At 69.1% G+C, this 15,873-nt stretch carries 14 protein-coding genes; 8 read left to right on the plus strand and 6 right to left on the minus strand.

What is annotated here, in order from left to right:
- Window positions 1–3 precede the first annotated feature (3 nt).
- Both ACWCP0_RS32330 and ACWCP0_RS32335 read right to left on the minus strand, forming a co-directional pair.
- Window positions 4–2,151, minus strand: coding sequence for a protein kinase domain-containing protein (locus ACWCP0_RS32330; RefSeq protein WP_451082312.1), 2,148 nt, complete (start codon window positions 2,149–2,151; stop codon window positions 4–6).
- A 244-nt stretch (window positions 2,152–2,395) separates the two neighbouring features.
- Window positions 2,396–3,514, minus strand: a complete 1,119-nt coding sequence (locus tag ACWCP0_RS32335; protein WP_451082313.1) for a competence protein CoiA family protein — start codon at window positions 3,512–3,514, stop codon at window positions 2,396–2,398.
- A gap of 387 nt (window positions 3,515–3,901) precedes the next feature.
- Here ACWCP0_RS32335 and ACWCP0_RS32340 point away from each other — a divergent pair, with 387 nt between their 5' ends.
- The 3 genes from ACWCP0_RS32340 to ACWCP0_RS32350 all read left to right on the plus strand — a co-directional run bounded on the left by ACWCP0_RS32340 (window position 3,902) and on the right by ACWCP0_RS32350 (window position 4,774).
- Window positions 3,902–4,141 carry a hypothetical protein gene (locus ACWCP0_RS32340; protein ID WP_451082314.1) on the plus strand — a complete coding sequence of 80 codons (240 nt, stop codon included), beginning with the start codon at window positions 3,902–3,904 and terminating at the stop codon, window positions 4,139–4,141.
- The gene (locus ACWCP0_RS32345; protein ID WP_451082315.1) at window positions 4,141–4,521 is read left to right on the plus strand and encodes a toxin Doc; all 381 of its coding nucleotides are present in this window, start codon (window positions 4,141–4,143) and stop codon (window positions 4,519–4,521) included. Before ACWCP0_RS32340 ends, ACWCP0_RS32345 begins: the two co-directional genes overlap by 1 nt.
- A 91-nt stretch (window positions 4,522–4,612) precedes the next feature.
- Window positions 4,613–4,774 carry a hypothetical protein gene (locus tag ACWCP0_RS32350; RefSeq protein ID WP_451082316.1) on the plus strand — a complete coding sequence of 54 codons (162 nt, stop codon included), beginning with the start codon at window positions 4,613–4,615 and terminating at the stop codon, window positions 4,772–4,774.
- A gap of 71 nt (window positions 4,775–4,845) precedes the next feature.
- On the opposite strand, the gene ACWCP0_RS32355 is transcribed toward ACWCP0_RS32350, so the two are convergent.
- The 4 genes from ACWCP0_RS32355 to ACWCP0_RS32370 all read right to left on the minus strand — a co-directional run bounded on the left by ACWCP0_RS32355 (window position 4,846) and on the right by ACWCP0_RS32370 (window position 10,714).
- The gene (locus ACWCP0_RS32355; RefSeq protein WP_451082317.1) at window positions 4,846–5,367 is read right to left on the minus strand and encodes a hypothetical protein; all 522 of its coding nucleotides are present in this window, start codon (window positions 5,365–5,367) and stop codon (window positions 4,846–4,848) included.
- A gap of 340 nt (window positions 5,368–5,707) precedes the next feature.
- Window positions 5,708–7,639, minus strand: coding sequence for an ATP-dependent nuclease (locus ACWCP0_RS32360; RefSeq protein WP_451082318.1), 1,932 nt, complete (start codon window positions 7,637–7,639; stop codon window positions 5,708–5,710).
- A 602-nt stretch (window positions 7,640–8,241) separates the two neighbouring features.
- Window positions 8,242–8,838: a hypothetical protein gene (locus ACWCP0_RS32365; protein WP_451082319.1), complete on the minus strand. Its 597-nt coding sequence runs from the start codon at window positions 8,836–8,838 to the stop codon at window positions 8,242–8,244.
- A gap of 1,285 nt (window positions 8,839–10,123) precedes the next feature.
- Entirely contained in the window at window positions 10,124–10,714 is a 591-nt protein-coding gene (locus ACWCP0_RS32370; RefSeq protein ID WP_451082320.1) for a TetR/AcrR family transcriptional regulator, read from the minus strand.
- Between the two features lie 168 nt (window positions 10,715–10,882).
- Between ACWCP0_RS32370 and ACWCP0_RS32375 the strand changes: the two genes are divergently transcribed.
- The 5 genes from ACWCP0_RS32375 (at window position 10,883) to ACWCP0_RS32395 (ending at window position 15,745) form a co-directional block, all read left to right on the plus strand.
- The gene (locus tag ACWCP0_RS32375; RefSeq protein ID WP_451082321.1) at window positions 10,883–11,512 is read left to right on the plus strand and encodes a cysteine hydrolase; all 630 of its coding nucleotides are present in this window, start codon (window positions 10,883–10,885) and stop codon (window positions 11,510–11,512) included.
- Window positions 11,509–13,086: an aldehyde dehydrogenase (NADP(+)) gene (locus tag ACWCP0_RS32380; RefSeq protein ID WP_451082322.1), complete on the plus strand. Its 1,578-nt coding sequence runs from the start codon at window positions 11,509–11,511 to the stop codon at window positions 13,084–13,086. The genes ACWCP0_RS32375 and ACWCP0_RS32380 overlap by 4 nt, the downstream gene beginning before the upstream one ends.
- 480 nt (window positions 13,087–13,566) lie before the next feature.
- A complete protein-coding gene (locus ACWCP0_RS32385) occupies window positions 13,567–14,052 on the plus strand; it encodes a lipocalin-like domain-containing protein (protein WP_451082323.1) in 486 nt (161 codons plus the stop codon).
- 581 nt (window positions 14,053–14,633) lie between these two features.
- Window positions 14,634–14,852, plus strand: a complete 219-nt coding sequence (locus tag ACWCP0_RS32390) for a hypothetical protein (RefSeq protein ID WP_451082324.1) — start codon at window positions 14,634–14,636, stop codon at window positions 14,850–14,852.
- Window positions 14,849–15,745 carry a hypothetical protein gene (locus tag ACWCP0_RS32395; RefSeq protein WP_451082325.1) on the plus strand — a complete coding sequence of 299 codons (897 nt, stop codon included), beginning with the start codon at window positions 14,849–14,851 and terminating at the stop codon, window positions 15,743–15,745. The genes ACWCP0_RS32390 and ACWCP0_RS32395 overlap by 4 nt, the downstream gene beginning before the upstream one ends.
- Window positions 15,746–15,873 lie beyond the last annotated feature (128 nt).

Here is a 15,873-nt window from a genome sequence, read left to right on the forward strand (position 1 = left end):
CGCTCACGCTGTGGGCCGGGCGATCGCGAAAATGGACCCCGTGGTGGATCCCGCGTACACGACACCGTTCAGGACCACGGGGGGTGTCTGGTTCGGGCCGTTCGGGTCGCCAATGGGCCTGAGACTCCAATTCGGGTCGCGTCGCGCCGCGCTCCGCCACAGGATCTTTCCCGTGGCGGGGTCGATGCGGGTGATCCGTCCGTCGCTGGCCAGGCTGTACAGATGCCCGTCGGCGAGCACCGGTCGGCCAGGGGACTCGCCTTGTGTCTCTGCGGCCCAGTGCCGTCGGCCCGTCCGCAGGTCGTATGACGCCAGCGTGCCGTCCGTGCGGCTGATGTACAGGGTGCCGTCCTCTGCGTAGGGGACGCCCAGTTGGGCGTTTTGCAGGGGTACGCGTTGCACGTGTCCGTCGGCCCGAGTGACGTGGGTGATGCTCTTGCCGTCGAGCAGGAAGGACACGGTGTCGCGGTCGGCCGCGACCGGTGTCCCGGGGTCCTCATCGAAAGTGGCGAGAGTCGTCGTGCGCAGGGTGGCCGTGTCCAGGACGGCGAGGGACGTGACATAGCCTTTGTCGCCACCGGTCTTCAGCACGTGCAGCACACCGTCCCCGCCCTCGAAGACGTAAGGCCAGGCGCCGGCGGGAAAGGTCCTGGACACGAGCAGCTTTCCGGTCCGTGCGTCCCTGCGGTCGATCCGGGATCCGTCCACATGCGGGTGAACCATCGTGACCGTGGATTCCTGCACGGTTGTACCCGCTGGCTGCCCTGACGCCTGGGCCGACCACAGCCGGTGACCGGTCTTCACGTCGAAGCCCACGAGCTGATCCCGGGTGAAGTCCTGGACCAGGGCCGTTTGTCCCGCGAACCCCACGACCGAGCTCGTCGAGGTCTCTTGGGTGTGCCGCTTGCTCCACATGACCCGTCCGCTGGCGGCATCGATCCGTTCGGCTACTACACCGGCTTCGCTGCACACGAGCACATCCCCGCTACCGGCACAGGCGGGGCGGGCACCCCCGAAGGACTCCGCGGCAGTGGTCGGCTTCTTCTCCCACAAAGCCCATCCCTTCGGCCGCACGGCCGCCATTGGTTCGACGGCAGGAGCAGCCGCTACCGACGCGGCCGACGGCGAGGCCGGGGCCGAGGGCGTTGCGGAATCTCGGGCATCGGCACGGTCGCCTCCGGCAGCGCCCCTCTGCGTGATCGGCACCGCCACGGCGACCGCGATCACGGCCACGGCGCCCAGCATGTAGGTGCGGGTCCGGGACCGCAGCCGTGAGCGGTGCGCGAGGCCGACGGGTCCCGGCATCGCCCGGGATTTCTCCGGGCCCGCCGCCGCTGCGCCCTTCGCCTGGAGCACGGCGAGAAGTTCGGTGGGTGAGGGCCGGCCGGCGGGGTCCTTGCACAGGCACTGCTCAATAACGGAGTGCAGGGCGGAGGGGACTGCGGTGAGGTCCGGCTCGTCCTGGGCGATGTTCATGGCGATGGCGATGGGCGGGGCGCCGGTGTCGCCGACGAACGGCCCGCGGCCTGTTGCCGCGTAGGTGAGGAGCCCGCCGAGTGCGAACACGTCGGCCGCCGCCCCTACGTCACGTGGGGAGCTGAGCTGTTCGGGAGCCATGAAGGACACGGTGCCGAGTATCGTGCCGGTCTGCGTCAGCCGTTCCGCGTTCAGCACCCGGGCTATGCCGAAGTCGATGACCCGCGGTCCGTCCTCGGTCAGCAGCACATTGCTCGGCTTCAGATCGCGGTGCACCAGGCCGGCGCGGTGGATGTCCCGCAGGGCCTCGGCAAGTCCCCGGCCCAGCCGCCACACGCCGTCCTCGTCGAACGGGCCGCTCCCCTGCACGCGTTCCGAAAGCGTCGGGGCGTCGAAGTACTGCGTCGCCATCCACGGGGGGTCGCAGTCGGCATCGGCGCCCACCACCGGAGCCGTGAACGCCCCGCTGACCTGCCGTGCGGCCTCGATCTCATGCCGGAACCGGGCGCGGTAATCGGCGTCCCCCGCGAACTCTGCGCGGATGACCTTCAGAGCGACCCGTCGGCCCGACGGCGACACAGCCAGATAGACGACCCCCATGCCGCCCGCACCGATACGGCGTTCTATGTGGTACTCCCCGACCGCCGACGGCGTCGTCTCGCCCTGCCAGCTCAAAGCCCTCTCCTGCGACTCCGCGGTGTCCGAGCCCTCCTCCACGCGCCAACGTGAGCCGGAAGGTTCACAGTCCCAATTCCTGTGGGAAGCACGGAGGTTATCGCATTCCGCGTCACCGGCAGACGGCCTGCGATCACGGGGCGGGGCCAAGGCGTGGCGTATCGGCGAAGGTGTCCGGGGATGGCGTACTTCGGGTGACCGCCTGCCGCCCGCCGGGACGACTCTGGTGGCCGGGGTCCCGGGCTCAGACGACGGCCGTCCAGTAGTCCAGGACCGGGGGATCCTGCCTCAGCAGGCTGATGAAGCGAGCGCGGCGTTCCTTGGTCGGGAAGATCATGCGGGCGCCGACGTCTCCCAGGAAGATGCAGGCGGTGGAGTGGGTGGGCAGCGGGTCGAAGACGCCGAGGAGGGTGCCGTCGTCGGCCACGAGCGGCATTCCGCCGGCATAGCGGGACTCGCCGACGCTCCAGCCGATGGCCACGGGCACGCGGTGTTCTCGGGCGAGGCGGACGATGGCGCGCTGGATACCGGGCAGGCTGCCCGAGTGCCGCACGAGGGCCAGGCGGGTGTGATCGGCTCTCGCGCTGAGCTCGAGGTCGCGGGCGCGCTGGCATGCCCACTGACGGCGGTCCTCGGCCTGTAGCTGCTGCTGTTCATCACGCCGGAGTTCCTCCTCGTCGCGCTCGTGCGCCGTCGCAAGTTCCTTACGCAGTTGGCGTCGTTCTTCCTGGCGCTTCGCACTCTCGGCTGCCTTGAGCTTCTGTTGCTCCTGCCAGTCCGTGTAGGACTTCTCGAGCCGGATGTGTGCTTCGGTGGTCCACACCGTCGCCAAAGGCCGTGCCGTGTGTGTCATGGCCACACGCGGTCGGTGCGAGACGATGTGCCCGGTGAAGAGCCAGTTCATGAACTGAGCGATCGGGACGGGGCCTTGGGGTCGCCATGTGGGGTGGGCGAAGTGGGCCAATCCTTCGACAGCGGCCAGGCCGTTCTCCCCCGCGGTCAGGCGCACCGAGGGGACGACGCCCAGCCATGGCGGCCGGGGACGGTCCGAGAACCACACCGAAGCCACCCCGTCCGCTGCCATGCGCTGCGTCCGCTCTCGTATGTGGTCCGGGGGGATGGGCGAAAGCTGTGCCTCCAGCGCGATCCGGCGGCCGCCGGCCGAGGCCAGGACGTCGGCGCGCCAGGCACGGCTGGGACCGCTCACCTCCAGGTCGGCTGTCCACCCCGCGGCCCGGGCGGCGGTAGCCAGCTCCTGCTTGAGGAGGCGGTGGGCCATCGTCTCCTCGGCCAGTGCGCAGGCCAGGGCCCCGGGCAGATGCGCGAAGAACCTCAGCCCCCGCGGTGACACCTTGGCCCGCACGCCGTGCCCGCACTCCGGACACCTCAACTCGGCCCGTGGCCGGACCCGGTGAACCGCCTCCCATCTCCAGCCGCTGCCGAGATCCTCCACCGTCGCATCCAGGCGCCCCCGCTCCGGGTGTAATGCCGTCAGCGCCATCAAGCCCCTCCCCCCGGCCCAGGTCCCCGCGCACACACGCCCGCGAGGAAGGGGATCCTGCCCACGGTACGACCACTCCAGCACGGCGTCGGCCGATGCTGCCGCAGGCGGGCACTGTGGCGGACTCTGTCCCGGTGCCTGGACGCGACCGGCACGGGATACGCCTGCGAAGTGCGGGCGGCGCTGTGCCTCCGCAGGCGTGGCCGCGGGCCTGGCGCACGATGGCACCTACTAGGTACCATCACGGGTATGCCGTCACTGAATGTGTCCTTCACCGACGAGGAACTCGAGGCCGTGCGCGCGGCAGCCGCAGCCGAGGGCAAGAGCCTCAAGCAGTACCTCCATGACCTCGGCGTTCGCGAGATGCACCGCAAGCGGTTCGTCGCCGGCGCTGCCGAGTGGGCGGACAAGCTGCGCACCGAGTTCGACGAGGCGTTCCCCGAGGAGATCCCGCCCTCTGAGCGCCGCGACGGGGCTGCGGCTGCCTGATGGCCGTCCTTCACATCGATGTCGCCTGGCTTCTGGACGTGCAGGAACTCGCACTCGGCCATGAGGACGTGACGGTTTCCGACTATTCCGGGCTGGTGGCGGCCGTCGCGCGCCACAAGACCCGGATGCCGACGCTGGAGGCCTCCGATCCGGATGCCGCATGGCGTGCGGCCGCGCTCTTGCACACCATCGTTCGCCTGGAGCCGCTGCCGCACCGAAACAGCCTGTTCGCGGCCTTCGTCGCCGCCCAGTACATGGACCAGTCCGGCGAAGGTATCGACCCCCCTTACGGGGCCCTGCCCGACCTCGTCCGGAAGATCCGCGACACCCGCCTGGATGTCTACGCCGTCGCAGACCAGCTGCGCACTTGGAGGGTCTGACCCGTCCGGCACACGACGCAGGTGGAAGCCGAGGGCGCCGAAGCACAAGGGCCGGCGTGGATGGCCCCAGAGCAGTCGAGCGCGGCTTCCTTTGTCGGATGTCGAGCCCCGGGGCGCAGTCGCCTGGGTCGATCAGCTCGCCGACGACGACCTCGGGCCACTGCAGCAGCAGGCCGCGGACGCCGCGAAGCCGGGCGACCTGCCTACCCTGCTCCGCGACCTCACCGCACAGAACCGGCCGACGCACCCGTGAACCCCGCGTGGGCGTGGTGCAGCGCAGCTCCGGTGACTCACGTGGGCAGGCGTTCGTGCACGGCGGGACAGTCAGCGGGTGTCGCGGGCGATCCACCGGCCGACCGCGGTCCAGGTCGGCTCAACGGGTTGCTCGAGTGTGGCGCCGGTCAGGCCGTCGAGGTGCTCGACGGCCTCGCGGGTGATGTAGCGATCGGGGTCGGGTGACCGCAGGTAGCGGCGCAGGAGGTCGGCGTCGAGGTCCTGGCGCTGGAGGTAGGCGGCGATCGTGCCGACCAGGAGGTGGTTGTGTGCGAGAGCGTCGGTCAGGGCGTACAGGACCAGGCGCCGCCACTCCCCCATGCAGTCCTGATGCAGGTTGCCCACACTCTGGGCCCGGGCAAGGTAGGCGTTGATGTGCTCGCAGTGGTAGGTGACCAGCGCCAATAGTTCCGGCGGCACCCCGTCGCCCGCCGGGTACGGGACGGGCGCTACCGTGTGTGCCTCAGGGGCGGGCGGCAGGGCATCGCGGATCTGCTGAAGTCCTTCAGACGGCTTAAAGCCGTGGGGCATCTCGCTGCGCCGCTGGGGACGCTTGCGCGGGTATGCGGTCATGACGGTGCCGTCTCCTGCCGGTCCCCACGACCCGGCACTCTACGGTGGCCTGGCCACGCGATGGGGTGCTGTGAACGACGCCGTGCGTCTTGGGCCTACCTGTCCGCATCAAGCGTGGGCGGATGCGGCACTCAGCCGGGCACCGTCACAGCACAACCAAGGGCGGCACCACCCAGGCCAACGATGCACACCGGAACAGGGTTACGAGCGCCCGCGTGGTGCCTCAGCCGTGCAACCGCGGCTTGCGGCCCTGGCCGCTCCGGGGTGTGAGCGTAGGGTGCTGGGTATCTGCGGCGGCCCCGGCCGCGCGGGCCGGGGTTGCGGTCCCCGCGACCCCTGGTCAGTTCGTAGGTTCGGTCGTCAGTCGCTTGAAGAGCTCTTCGAATCGGTTGAGGGTCTCGTCGTCGACCTGGTCGAAGAAGGCGTCACGGTCGGTGGTCAGCTGGTGGGCCGGGCCGACGTGGTCGAACGTGCCGTTGACCTGGCCGATGCGCTTGAGAATGGGCTCGGGGGTGTGCGGCAGCTGGTCTTCCGTGAGTTGTTTGACGGCCCGGCTGTACAGCCAGAGGTAGTCCTTGGGTGTGAACAGGTCCTCGATGTCGCCGGAGGCCGGGAGTCCGTCCTGTTCGCCGATGACGACGACGCGGGCGGGGCCGACACCGGCGGCTGCGGCAGCCTTGCGGACCTTGTGGGTCACCTTGGCGGTTTCCGCGCCGTCGATGAGGGCGAACACCTCCAGGCGGCGGCCGAGCAGGGCGACGAAGGCGGGCATGTTGCCGATGCCGCCGACCGGGATGATCGACATGCGGGAGGACAGTCCCTGCCGCCCGCGGGAGGTCAGGTAGTCGGACATGCGGGCCAGGAAGACGAAGTCGCTGCTGCCCTCAACGGCCAGGTGAGGGCCGGAGCCGAGGAAGAGGTGCTGGGCCACGGAGTAGCCCAGGGCGGCCTCGACGGGCAGCACGGTGGTTCGGTCGGCGGACAGGCTGACCGGTGAGATCACCACGCCGAGTTCCGGGTGCTCCCGGGTGGCCTGGTCGTGGACGGCGCGCATGGATTCGTACCGGGTCGGGTCGATCATGTGCTGGGAGTGGGTGGTGTAAAGGACCTGCTTGTGCGCGCCGAGCTCGCCGAAGATGAAGCGGAGGAAGTCGCCCTGGGCTTCGCCGTGCAGGCTGGTGCCCGGCTCGTCAAGCAGGACGACGACTCGTTCGGGGGCGTTCTGGTAGCGGCTGAAGGCGGCCATGAAGGAGAAGAACCACTGGAAGCCAGCGGAGCGGGTGGCGAAGTTGGTGGTGACGCCGCCGTGGCGTTCGTCGCGCAGCTGCACCTTCAGTACGCGGTGGCGCACCGGGCGTCCGTCCGGTTCGGTGCCGACCATGGGCATGTCGGTGTCGAAGTCGACGGTGAGGGCGTCGTTCTGCTTCCAGTACTCGAAGACCCGGTCGCTGAGGTCGACGCTGGCCGCCTGGAGTTCGGCGTTGCGGCTGTCGCAGTCCTCGTCCAGCAGGTTCTGCGGCTTCTCTCCTGCCAGGTCCAGCAGCGACAGCATGGTCTCGTCACCGGGCTCCAGCGCGTTGTTCTGGACGCGGGAGACCAGTTCGTTCAGGTCGCACTCGCCGGGCAGCAGTTCGTAGCTGGAGAAGTAGAAGAACTTGGGCAGCAACTCCAGCACGGCGTCGGTCTGCTCGTAGTTGAGCAGCGGGATGTAGGGCTTCAGCGCGCCAGGCACCTTGGCGACCGCCTGGGCCCTGGCCTGGTACCCGGCGTCGCGCAGCTCCTTGGCCGCCGCGGTCGCGGCTTCCGCGTCGTCGGCGGCGGCGGCCAGCTTCTGGGCGTCCTCCTGGTCGACGCCGCTGGACTGGCAGGCCCCGGCGAGGGCGTCCTGGAAGGAGAACTCCACCTCGATCCACTGCTCGTTGCCGTAGGTGCGGCCTGCGGCGATCCGGGTGCTGGCCGGCGGGGCGACGTCGAAGATGGCGGTGAACCCCGCCACGTCGCTGTCCTCCAGGGTGAACCATGCCTGGACCGGGGTGCAGTCACTCAGATCGCCGGCGCGACGATCACGGGCCAGACGGCGCCGCGGGTACTCCTGGGTGAGGTTGAAGTCGTCCGGGTTGTTCGCGGGGTTCAGGCGGTGCAGCGCCTTGAGGACCGTGGTTTTGCCCGCCTCGTTCTTCCCGATCAGCGTGGTGACGGTCGGCTCGACCTTCATCTGCTGCGCGTCGGTGAAATTGCGGAAGTTCTGTATCAGGACCTCGTCCAGCAACATACGAACCGCCCTCCCCTCTCAAGGCCCCGGCGCCGGCCTGCTCACATGCTTGATCAGCCGACGCCACCCTTGACATCGCCCCCGGGCCCCAAGTCGCCGTTGATCTCAGGTTCCTGGCCAGATCCAACCATCCCCCTCCGACAACCGGCCCCATATCGCCCACACAGGGACCCGCTGCCGACCGTTCAGGATGCATACGGAGCCACGCCAGAAGTGGATCACGCTGCAGGCGCGAAAGGGACCGGCCCGAGCAACGAAGCCGCACAGCAGTAGGTGAGACTGGACACCGCCCGGCGGTCGGGTTCTGTGTCCGGCCGATGCTGCCGCCGCCGGGCACTGTGGCGGACTCCGCCCCGGCGCCTGGACCGCACGCTCACGAAAGGATGCGTGCCATCGAGAACTTCGTCGGCTTCGTCAAGGAGAACCCTGAAGCCTTCGCAGCCATCGTTGCCTTCCTCGCCGTCTTCGGAGGGTGGGTGCAGCACGCGCTTCCTCGACGCCCGCGTCCCGCACGACGGGACACGCGAGGCGGACGGGGTCCGCGACGCGGCTGCGACGATTCTGGCGGCCGGTCCCCGGGAGGCGAGTCGCGGCCGCTGCGGTCAGCGTCCCTGCCCGTTGCCCGGGCGGCGCGGACGGCGGGCCGTGGGTCGGGGCCGGCGGCGCTGAGCATCACCGGCTGCCGGGGCGCCCGGCGAGGAGAACCCACCCGGTACGGCCGAGCGCGGAGCCGGAACCTGCGCGGGATCCTTCTCGGCTGCGGCAGGCCGGGGACGGGCGGCACGCGCGACGACCGTGGCGTGGGAAATCAGGGGCGCGCAGGCCGCGCAGACCTCCTCCACGCTCCACACCCGGCCCACCGTCGGGTCATGACGCAGGATCATCACCACCACGCCGGCGCAGTAGACCTTGGCTGCGGGGTGGGCGGCGCACTGCTGGGCCCGGCAATGGCAGGCGGCGTTCGGCCGGACGGTCGCCACCCTGGCGTGGGCGGCGGCGTGCTGGGCGGCGAAGGTGCGCATCGCGGCCAGGTTCTTGGAGCGGGCCGGCATGCGGCACGCGGCCGTGCTGCAGGTGACAGTGGCGGTGCGGTCGCTGTGTCCCGTCAGGCGAACGGTCCAGGACCGCCCGGGGACGCGTTCGGGGATGCGCTCGGTGCTGGATTCGCTGTACGCAGTCGTCACAAGCCGTCCGATCATGCTGCGGGGAAGTGTCCGATCACTATGAACTACCCGCCGTGCCCATGCGCAGCACATATCCACGCCGTGCCGCACGGTCCCAGACGGTGAGCCGACCGGATGCGGAGATGTCCCAGCGGGCGAGCCATGTGCCTGCGCGCCAGCCGCTGCAGGTTTTGGGCCAGCCCGGTGAACGGCGCGCCGGCCGTGATACCGGGAGTCCGCGCGCCGTGCCGCCGATCCGGCGTGCACGTCGTCCCAGACATGAGCCACCTGCCCCTGCCGCACCGTGAGTACATCGAGTCCGTCGTCGCAGCGCTCGGCGACCTCGCCGACGGCGACGTGACAGTCGAACAGGGCTGACCACCCCCCGGCGCGACCCGGTGCCGTCCGCGCCAGCGGTAGGTCCGCCAGGCCGCTCTCAGACGGACCCGGGCTGCCGGAAGGCCGTCCCGAGCGCACGCAGTTGAGCGCGGCGGGCCTGCATGAGCTCCTCCGGTCGGCGCAAGGCGGTGTCCAGGAGCCATACCCCGCGGCGGAACGGCTGGAAGCCGATGCTCTCCCACGTGCGGCGATCTTCTTCTTCGCCTGGAGCCGATAGGCCTCGGTGACCTGCTCGCGGTCTTCGGGGTACTCGCCCATGCCGGGAAACACCGCTACCGCGCAACAGCCCCCGGACAGGCGGCGGATCGCCTCGACGGCCAGCGCCGGGCCCAGTCCGAAACCCCTCCACGCCTTGTCAAGGCTGACGCGGTCGAGGATCAGCAGATCGCCGACGGGATGTGTGACCGCCTTCTCGAACGCGGCGCTGTAGCCCGTGCGCCCGGAACGGCCAAGGACAGCGGAGACAATAGCCTCGAGATCGCCGGATTCAGCGTCCGCCGTCTCCCACCGATTGTCGCCGGTGTAGTCACGCAGCCTCCACAGGATGAGGTGCGCAATCTTGGAGCCCGCGACCGGAGCGTGACCGCCCTCGTCTTCGTCTTCCCACCCCTCGTCGCCCGCCCCCGCCGTCCCGTAGGTGACCGCCACGTGCCACCGCGTCGACGATCGCCGCAGCGCCGGGTCTCCCTGCAACCCTGGAGGCGGTCACCGACATCACTTTCCCGGACCGGCAGGCCGGGCACTGCGCCCACCGATGGCACGGCCGGCCACCCCACGACGGCGCCCGCGCCAGCTGACGAGAACAAGGCGCTCGGCTACGCCATGCCCACCAACGCCACCTGCCGGAGATCACCCCCGCCGCGCTGCGCTGGATACGGCCGGGGGACCTTGCCCCGGCAAAGCGTCCGTGCCCGGGTATGTATCAGGCGGCGGAAGACGGGGTCCCTGGAGCGTGGCGCTTGAGCCGGCCGGCAACCGCTTCCAGCAGTTCGTCGGAGAGGCCGGAGTCGGCCACGGCCCGGGACATGAGCGTGGCGCCGACCAGGGCGCTGAGGGTGAGCATCGACTCGGCCCGGGCTTCCTCGGCATCGTCGTCGAGGCCGGCGATCAGGTCGAGGTATGCGCGGACCTGCTTCTCGTAGGCCTCTTTGAAGTGCTGGTCGCCGCGCCCGGCTGCGGCGCCGAGCGTGACCAGGGCGCAACCGGTGGCCGGCGCATCGCGGTGCTGTTTGGCGAGGTAGGCGTCGACGAGGCCGGCACGCGGATCCTGCTTGTTCTTCCGCGCGGCTCTCTCCATTTTCGCCGAGCCCTCGGCCAGGGCCACGGCCGAAGCCTGGGCGATCAGGTCGTCCCGGGAAGTGAAGTGCTTGTAGAAGCCGCCGTGCGTCAGCCCGGCCTCCTTCATCAGGTCCGCGACGCCAGGCCGGGTCACGCCCTCGGCGCGGACCTTGCGGGCCGCCATCCGCAGCACCCGCTCGCGGGATGCCGCCTTGTCCGCCTGCGAGTGCCCCATGTCGGGCCCCCCTTCAAGGTACGACGCATGTCGCCGGACGACTAGAAGATGCTCATCATACACATGGTGGGGAAATGCTGATACGACCTGCACTCGCTTGACTTCCAGGATGATGCGGCTAATCCTCTAATCTAGATGTTCTACATCATCCAGATTGAAGGAGACACGATGACCGAGACCTACGACCCCCGCCGCACGGCGGTCCTGCTCGTCGACCCCTACAACGACTTCCTCTCCGAGGGCGGCAAGGTCTGGCCGCACTTGGAGCGCATGGCGCATGAGGTCGGCCTGCTGGACCACCTGCGCTCCGTGGTCACCTCCGCCCGCGAGAGCGGCATACGCGTGGTGTTCGTCCCGCACCGCCGCTGGGAGCCGGGTGACTACGAGACCTGGGACCACCCGAGTCCCACCCAGCGGAAGATCCAGGAGCGGCACAACTTCGCCCGCGGTACCTGGGGCGGCCAGTTCCACCCCGACTTCCAGCCGCAGGCCGGCGATGTCGTCGCCCAGGAGCACTGGGGGCAGAGCGGATTCGCCAACACCGACCTGGACCTCCAGCTCAAGCAGCACGGCATCACCCACGTCGTGGTCGTCGGCCTGCTGGCAAACACCTGCATCGAGTCCACCGGCCGGTTTGCCATGGAACTCGGCTACCACGTGACGCTGGTCCGGGACGCCACCGCCGCCTTTCTCCCTGAAGAGATGCACGCCTCGCACGAGCTGAACGGCCCTACCTACGCCCACGCCATTGTCACCACGGACGATCTCACCACCGCATTCACGGGAGCCCAGGCATGACGCTGACCGGAGAACTGCTGATCGGAGCGGCCTGCGTACCCGCCACCGCAGGCACGATGAAGGCACTCAACCCCGCCACCGGCGAGCTCCTCGATCCCGAGTTCGCCGTCGGCGGCCCAGCCGAGGTCGACCGCGCCCTCCGCCTCGCCGACGAGGCCTTCGACAGCTACAGCCACACCGGCCCCACCGAGCGGGCCGCGTTCCTCGACCTCATCGCGGACAGGCTCGAGGCGGTCAAGAACGAACTCGCCGCTCGTACCTCACTGGAGACCGGACTGCCCGCTGCCCAGTTCGAGGGTGAGACCCTGAGGGCCGCTGAACACTTCCGCAAGTTCGCCACCGTGGTCCGTCACGGCCGTTTTCTCCAGGCGACCATCGACCCCGCACAGCCGGAGCGGCAGCCCGCACCGCGCATGGACCACCGGATGCAGAAGGTGGCCCTCGGCCCCGTGGTGATCTTCGGCGCCAGCAACTTCCCGATCTCCTACTCCGTCGCAGGCGGCGACACCGCCTCCGCCCTGGCCGCCGGCTGCCCAGTCGTCCTCAAGGCGCACAACGCCCATCCCGGTGCTTCTGAGATCCAGGGCCGCGCCATCCGGCAGGCCGTCACCGAAGCGGGACTGCATGAAGGGGTTTTCTCGCTGGTCCGGGGCGCAGGCAACGAGATCGGCGAGGCACTGGTGGAACACCCCCTGGTCCGGGCGGTCACCTTCACCGGCTCTGAGGGCGGCGGCATGGCCCTCTTCCGCCGGGCCCAGCAGCGTCCTGACCCCATCCCCGTGTTCACCGAGATGACCAGCGTCAACCCGACCTTCGTCCTGCCCGCCGCCCTGGCAGCCCGGGGCGCGGAGATCGGTACCGGCGTTGCCCAGCGCGCGCAGTACAACGTCGGGCAGGCCTGCCTGAAGCCTGCCATCCTCCTTGCCATCGACGGGCCCGGCTTCACGGAGCTGCGGGACGCGGCCACGGCCGAGGTGGCCAAGACGGCCGCGCGGACCATGCTCACGCCCGGCATCCACGACTCCTACACCCGCAACGTACGGCGGATCGAGGAGGGCGGCGCCACCCGGATCGGCGCGGGAGCGGACCCGATCCGCACATGGGACGGCCAGTCTCTGCTGTATGAGGTCACCGGTGGGCAGGTGCTGGCCGAACCGGCCCTGCGTCAGGAGGTCTTCGGCCCATCCATCCTGCTGGTCAGGCTGACCGACATGGAGCAACTGCACCACGTGGCCTGCGCCTTCAGGGGACAGCTGTCCGCCACGATGCACGCCGAAGCAGCCGATCGTGCCGCCGCAAAGCAGCTCCTGCCGATCCTGGAGCGCCGCACCGGCCGCATAGTGATCAACGCCTTCTCCATGCCGCAAGAGGTCTCCAACGCCTCCGTCCACACAGGCCCCTTCCCGGCCACCTCCGACAGCCGCTTCACCTCCGTCGGAATGAGCGCGATCGAGCGATTCCTGCGGCCGGTCACCTACCAGGGCTTCCCCGACGAGCTGCTTCCCGAGCCGCTGCGCGATGCCAACCCACTGCGCCTGTGGCGGCTCGTCGACGGCGAACCCACACGGAACTGACCCCCACGGCTCTCACCCACAGGCCCCCTCCGTGCCCCCCCAGGCACCTCACACAGCCGCTGGTCGAACAGAACGCCCACGACCTGGGCGTCTCCACCACGGCGGCGGGCATCATCACCACGGCCGGCCAGATCGGCTTACGCTGCCTCGACTGCGGGCGGTCAGGCCGGTCGAGCCCTGGGAGCTGGCGGCACCGGACCGGCCCTGGGGGCGCTGCCTTCTCGCACCGTCCGGGAGTCCTCCCGCAAGCAACGGGACATGGCGCGCCGACTGCGTGGCAGCTGCCCTTGCCGCTGCCTCCCTGCTGCTCGCCTTGCCCAAGTCCGGCGCGCCTGACTCGCCTGTCCGGCCTCCTCGGCGCGGCGATCTACGCAGCCTCCTCGGCGGTCCACGAGGCCGGCTGTCGGCCCGCCCTCTCGCCGCGGGGAGCTGGACCCAACGGGGCCGGACGACGAACCCACGGATGAAAGGAGCATATCCATGACAACCTACGACCAAGCGGCAGCAATCAGCGAACACGAGGCCTGTGAAGAGGTGCGCAGAAAGCTGCTGGGCGCATGGGAACTTGCGTCCTACACCGCGACAAGCCCGGACGGCCAGATCATCCACCCCCTCGGCCACCGGCCGCACGGCCTGATCATCTACACCCCCGAGGGCTACATGTCCGCCCAACTGTGCCGCAGCGACCGCCAGCGCACGCGATCCAACCGTCTCGAGGAAGCCACGGCAGAAGAACTGACGCAGGCTGCAATGACCTACGTCGCCTACGGCGGCCCCTTCCACGTGGTCGATCCAACAACCGTCGAGCATCACGTCACGGCCAGCCTCTTCCCGAACTGGACCGGACGGCCCCAGATCAGGACGGTCAGCTTCGAAAACGAGTACCTGAAACTGAGCCTTGTCACCCCCACCCGCCTCTGGGGCGCCGACCGATCGGCCGAACTCACCTGGCGCCGACTGGGCTGATGCCGGAAGGCGCTGCAGAACAGGTCGCGGCCCGATACCGAAGGCGCGTTTGTGGGTGTCGCCCTGCCAGTAGGTGCGGGTGACTTCCGCCGAGCCGCGAGGGTCGAAAACGGCAAGGTCGGTGAGCAGGCTGGTGGACGGCGCAACGGGGGTCGCCGGACAGCCAGTCCAGGGCGTCCTGGAGCTGGAAGCCCTCGACCTGTAAGCCCGCTCGGTCGACGGCGCGGAGTCGACCACCGCGGTCCAGTGCGTCATCGACGACACCAACCCCGCCATCGCCTACAGCAGCGCCGCCCCCTTCCACCAGCCCTGCTGCACCCCAACGGCGCCGCGGCCAAGGCTCGCTTTTGCCTGCGACGGCTGCTCTGCATGGTCCAGACGGCAACTCGGACAGTGCCGACCGTCCGGCTCCGGAACATCCTCCTTCCCTGCATCGCACGCCACCGCTGCCCCCTGGAGTCACTCCGGCAGCAGACAGCGGATTTCCGAAATCCCCGCTTCATCTGGAAGAAGATGAAGATACTTAGACACGACAGGCATTCGGCCTGCATCCGCAGCAAAACCCAGGGGGAAGCATGCCCATGTCCGGGCACCAGCGCACGCGGGTGTGGCTTGCAGCATTAGCCGCGCTCGTCGCAATCGCCGGAACGCTGGTCACACTGTTCGCCACGGACACCATCGGCGGGGACCGTAACGAGTGCAGCAACCAGACTGTCTGCGGCCACGACAACAACACCAACTTCGGCAACGGCCCTGATCCGACGGCCACGCCAACCTCAAGCCCGGAGTCAGGAAGATGAGGTACATCTGCCGCCTCGCCGTCCTGACAATGTGCGCCGGGTCGCTGCTCCTCGGGTGTTCCACCAACGAGTGCTCAGGCGGCTCTGTGTGTGGCGGGGGCAATAGTGTCGATCTTTCCGGGACGCAGTCGCCGACCGTGGGGGGAAAGCAGTCGCCGACCACGCCGACGACGCCACTCACCTACAGCATCAGTGAGAGCGACCCGTGGGACGCATGCGAGGGCGGCCCGGGGAAGGTCTTCCTCAAAGCTCCGTCCCTGGACGATATCGCGGCCCATGTGAACAGCGGCGCGACCCAGACCACCGCTGAGGTCGCTGCCTACAAGAAGCAGTTAGCCGCATTCGACCGGGACCACAATGCCGTCACTGCCGACCGAACGACCATCACTCTGACACTCCAGGGCAAGACCTCACGCGCAGTTACGATCCAGAACATCACTGTGAATGTGGCGGATGTGAAGCCGACGCCCAAGACGAGCGTGCGGGTGCAGCGGGTCGGGGGCTGCGGCGACTCCAACGTCAGCTCGTTCCTCGTCAATCTCGACAAGAACGTTCCGAGACTCAAGTTCAAGGAGGGCCGGAACTCCACCGGACAGATGCGGGTGCGAGGCTTCCCCGTTCAGGTCACCGAGAGCGAACCTGAGGTACTCACTCTCGTCGCGCTCACGACCGCAGATGTCCATACCTTCAGCTTCGTCGTCCACTGGACGAGTGACGGCGACCCAGGGACCACAGAGGTGAAGGCTGACGGCGGTGCACTGTTCTCGGTGGCCTCGGGTAACGGTGCACGGCAGTACGACTACCAGCAGCAGGACGGCACCTTCACCCCGCAGCGGTACAAGATGGACCCGGAAGACCCGCTCGGTGATCCCCTGCCCATCGAGGCCCCGTAGACAGGTCCAGTCCTGATCAAGTACCCGTCTCGCCCGCCGAATGGGAGCGTCCGGGCAGCCGCTTCGGCTTCGAGGTACCGAACGCCGGACAAAGACAAGCTTCAGTCGCCAGAAAGAGTTGAAGCAGG

This window comes from Streptomyces sp. NPDC001970, from assembly GCF_053594115.1.

Bases quoted from the DNA above. Each gene is read 5' to 3' on its own strand.
- ACWCP0_RS32360 (WP_451082318.1), bottom strand. From the start codon at position 7,639: ATGTTGCTGGACGAGGTCCTGATACAGAACTTCCGCAATTTCACCGAC.
- ACWCP0_RS32345 (WP_451082315.1), top strand. From the start codon at position 4,141: ATGGCCGTCCTTCACATCGATGTCGCCTGGCTTCTGGACGTGCAGGAA.
- ACWCP0_RS32395 (WP_451082325.1), top strand. From the start codon at position 14,849: ATGAGGTACATCTGCCGCCTCGCCGTCCTGACAATGTGCGCCGGGTCG.
- ACWCP0_RS32390 (WP_451082324.1), top strand. From the start codon at position 14,634: ATGTCCGGGCACCAGCGCACGCGGGTGTGGCTTGCAGCATTAGCCGCG.
- ACWCP0_RS32380 (WP_451082322.1), top strand. From the start codon at position 11,509: ATGACGCTGACCGGAGAACTGCTGATCGGAGCGGCCTGCGTACCCGCC.
- ACWCP0_RS32340 (WP_451082314.1), top strand. From the start codon at position 3,902: ATGCCGTCACTGAATGTGTCCTTCACCGACGAGGAACTCGAGGCCGTG.
- ACWCP0_RS32375 (WP_451082321.1), top strand. From the start codon at position 10,883: ATGACCGAGACCTACGACCCCCGCCGCACGGCGGTCCTGCTCGTCGAC.
- ACWCP0_RS32370 (WP_451082320.1), bottom strand. From the start codon at position 10,714: ATGGGGCACTCGCAGGCGGACAAGGCGGCATCCCGCGAGCGGGTGCTG.
- ACWCP0_RS32355 (WP_451082317.1), bottom strand. From the start codon at position 5,367: ATGACCGCATACCCGCGCAAGCGTCCCCAGCGGCGCAGCGAGATGCCC.
- ACWCP0_RS32385 (WP_451082323.1), top strand. From the start codon at position 13,567: ATGACAACCTACGACCAAGCGGCAGCAATCAGCGAACACGAGGCCTGT.
- ACWCP0_RS32365 (WP_451082319.1), bottom strand. From the start codon at position 8,838: ATGATCGGACGGCTTGTGACGACTGCGTACAGCGAATCCAGCACCGAG.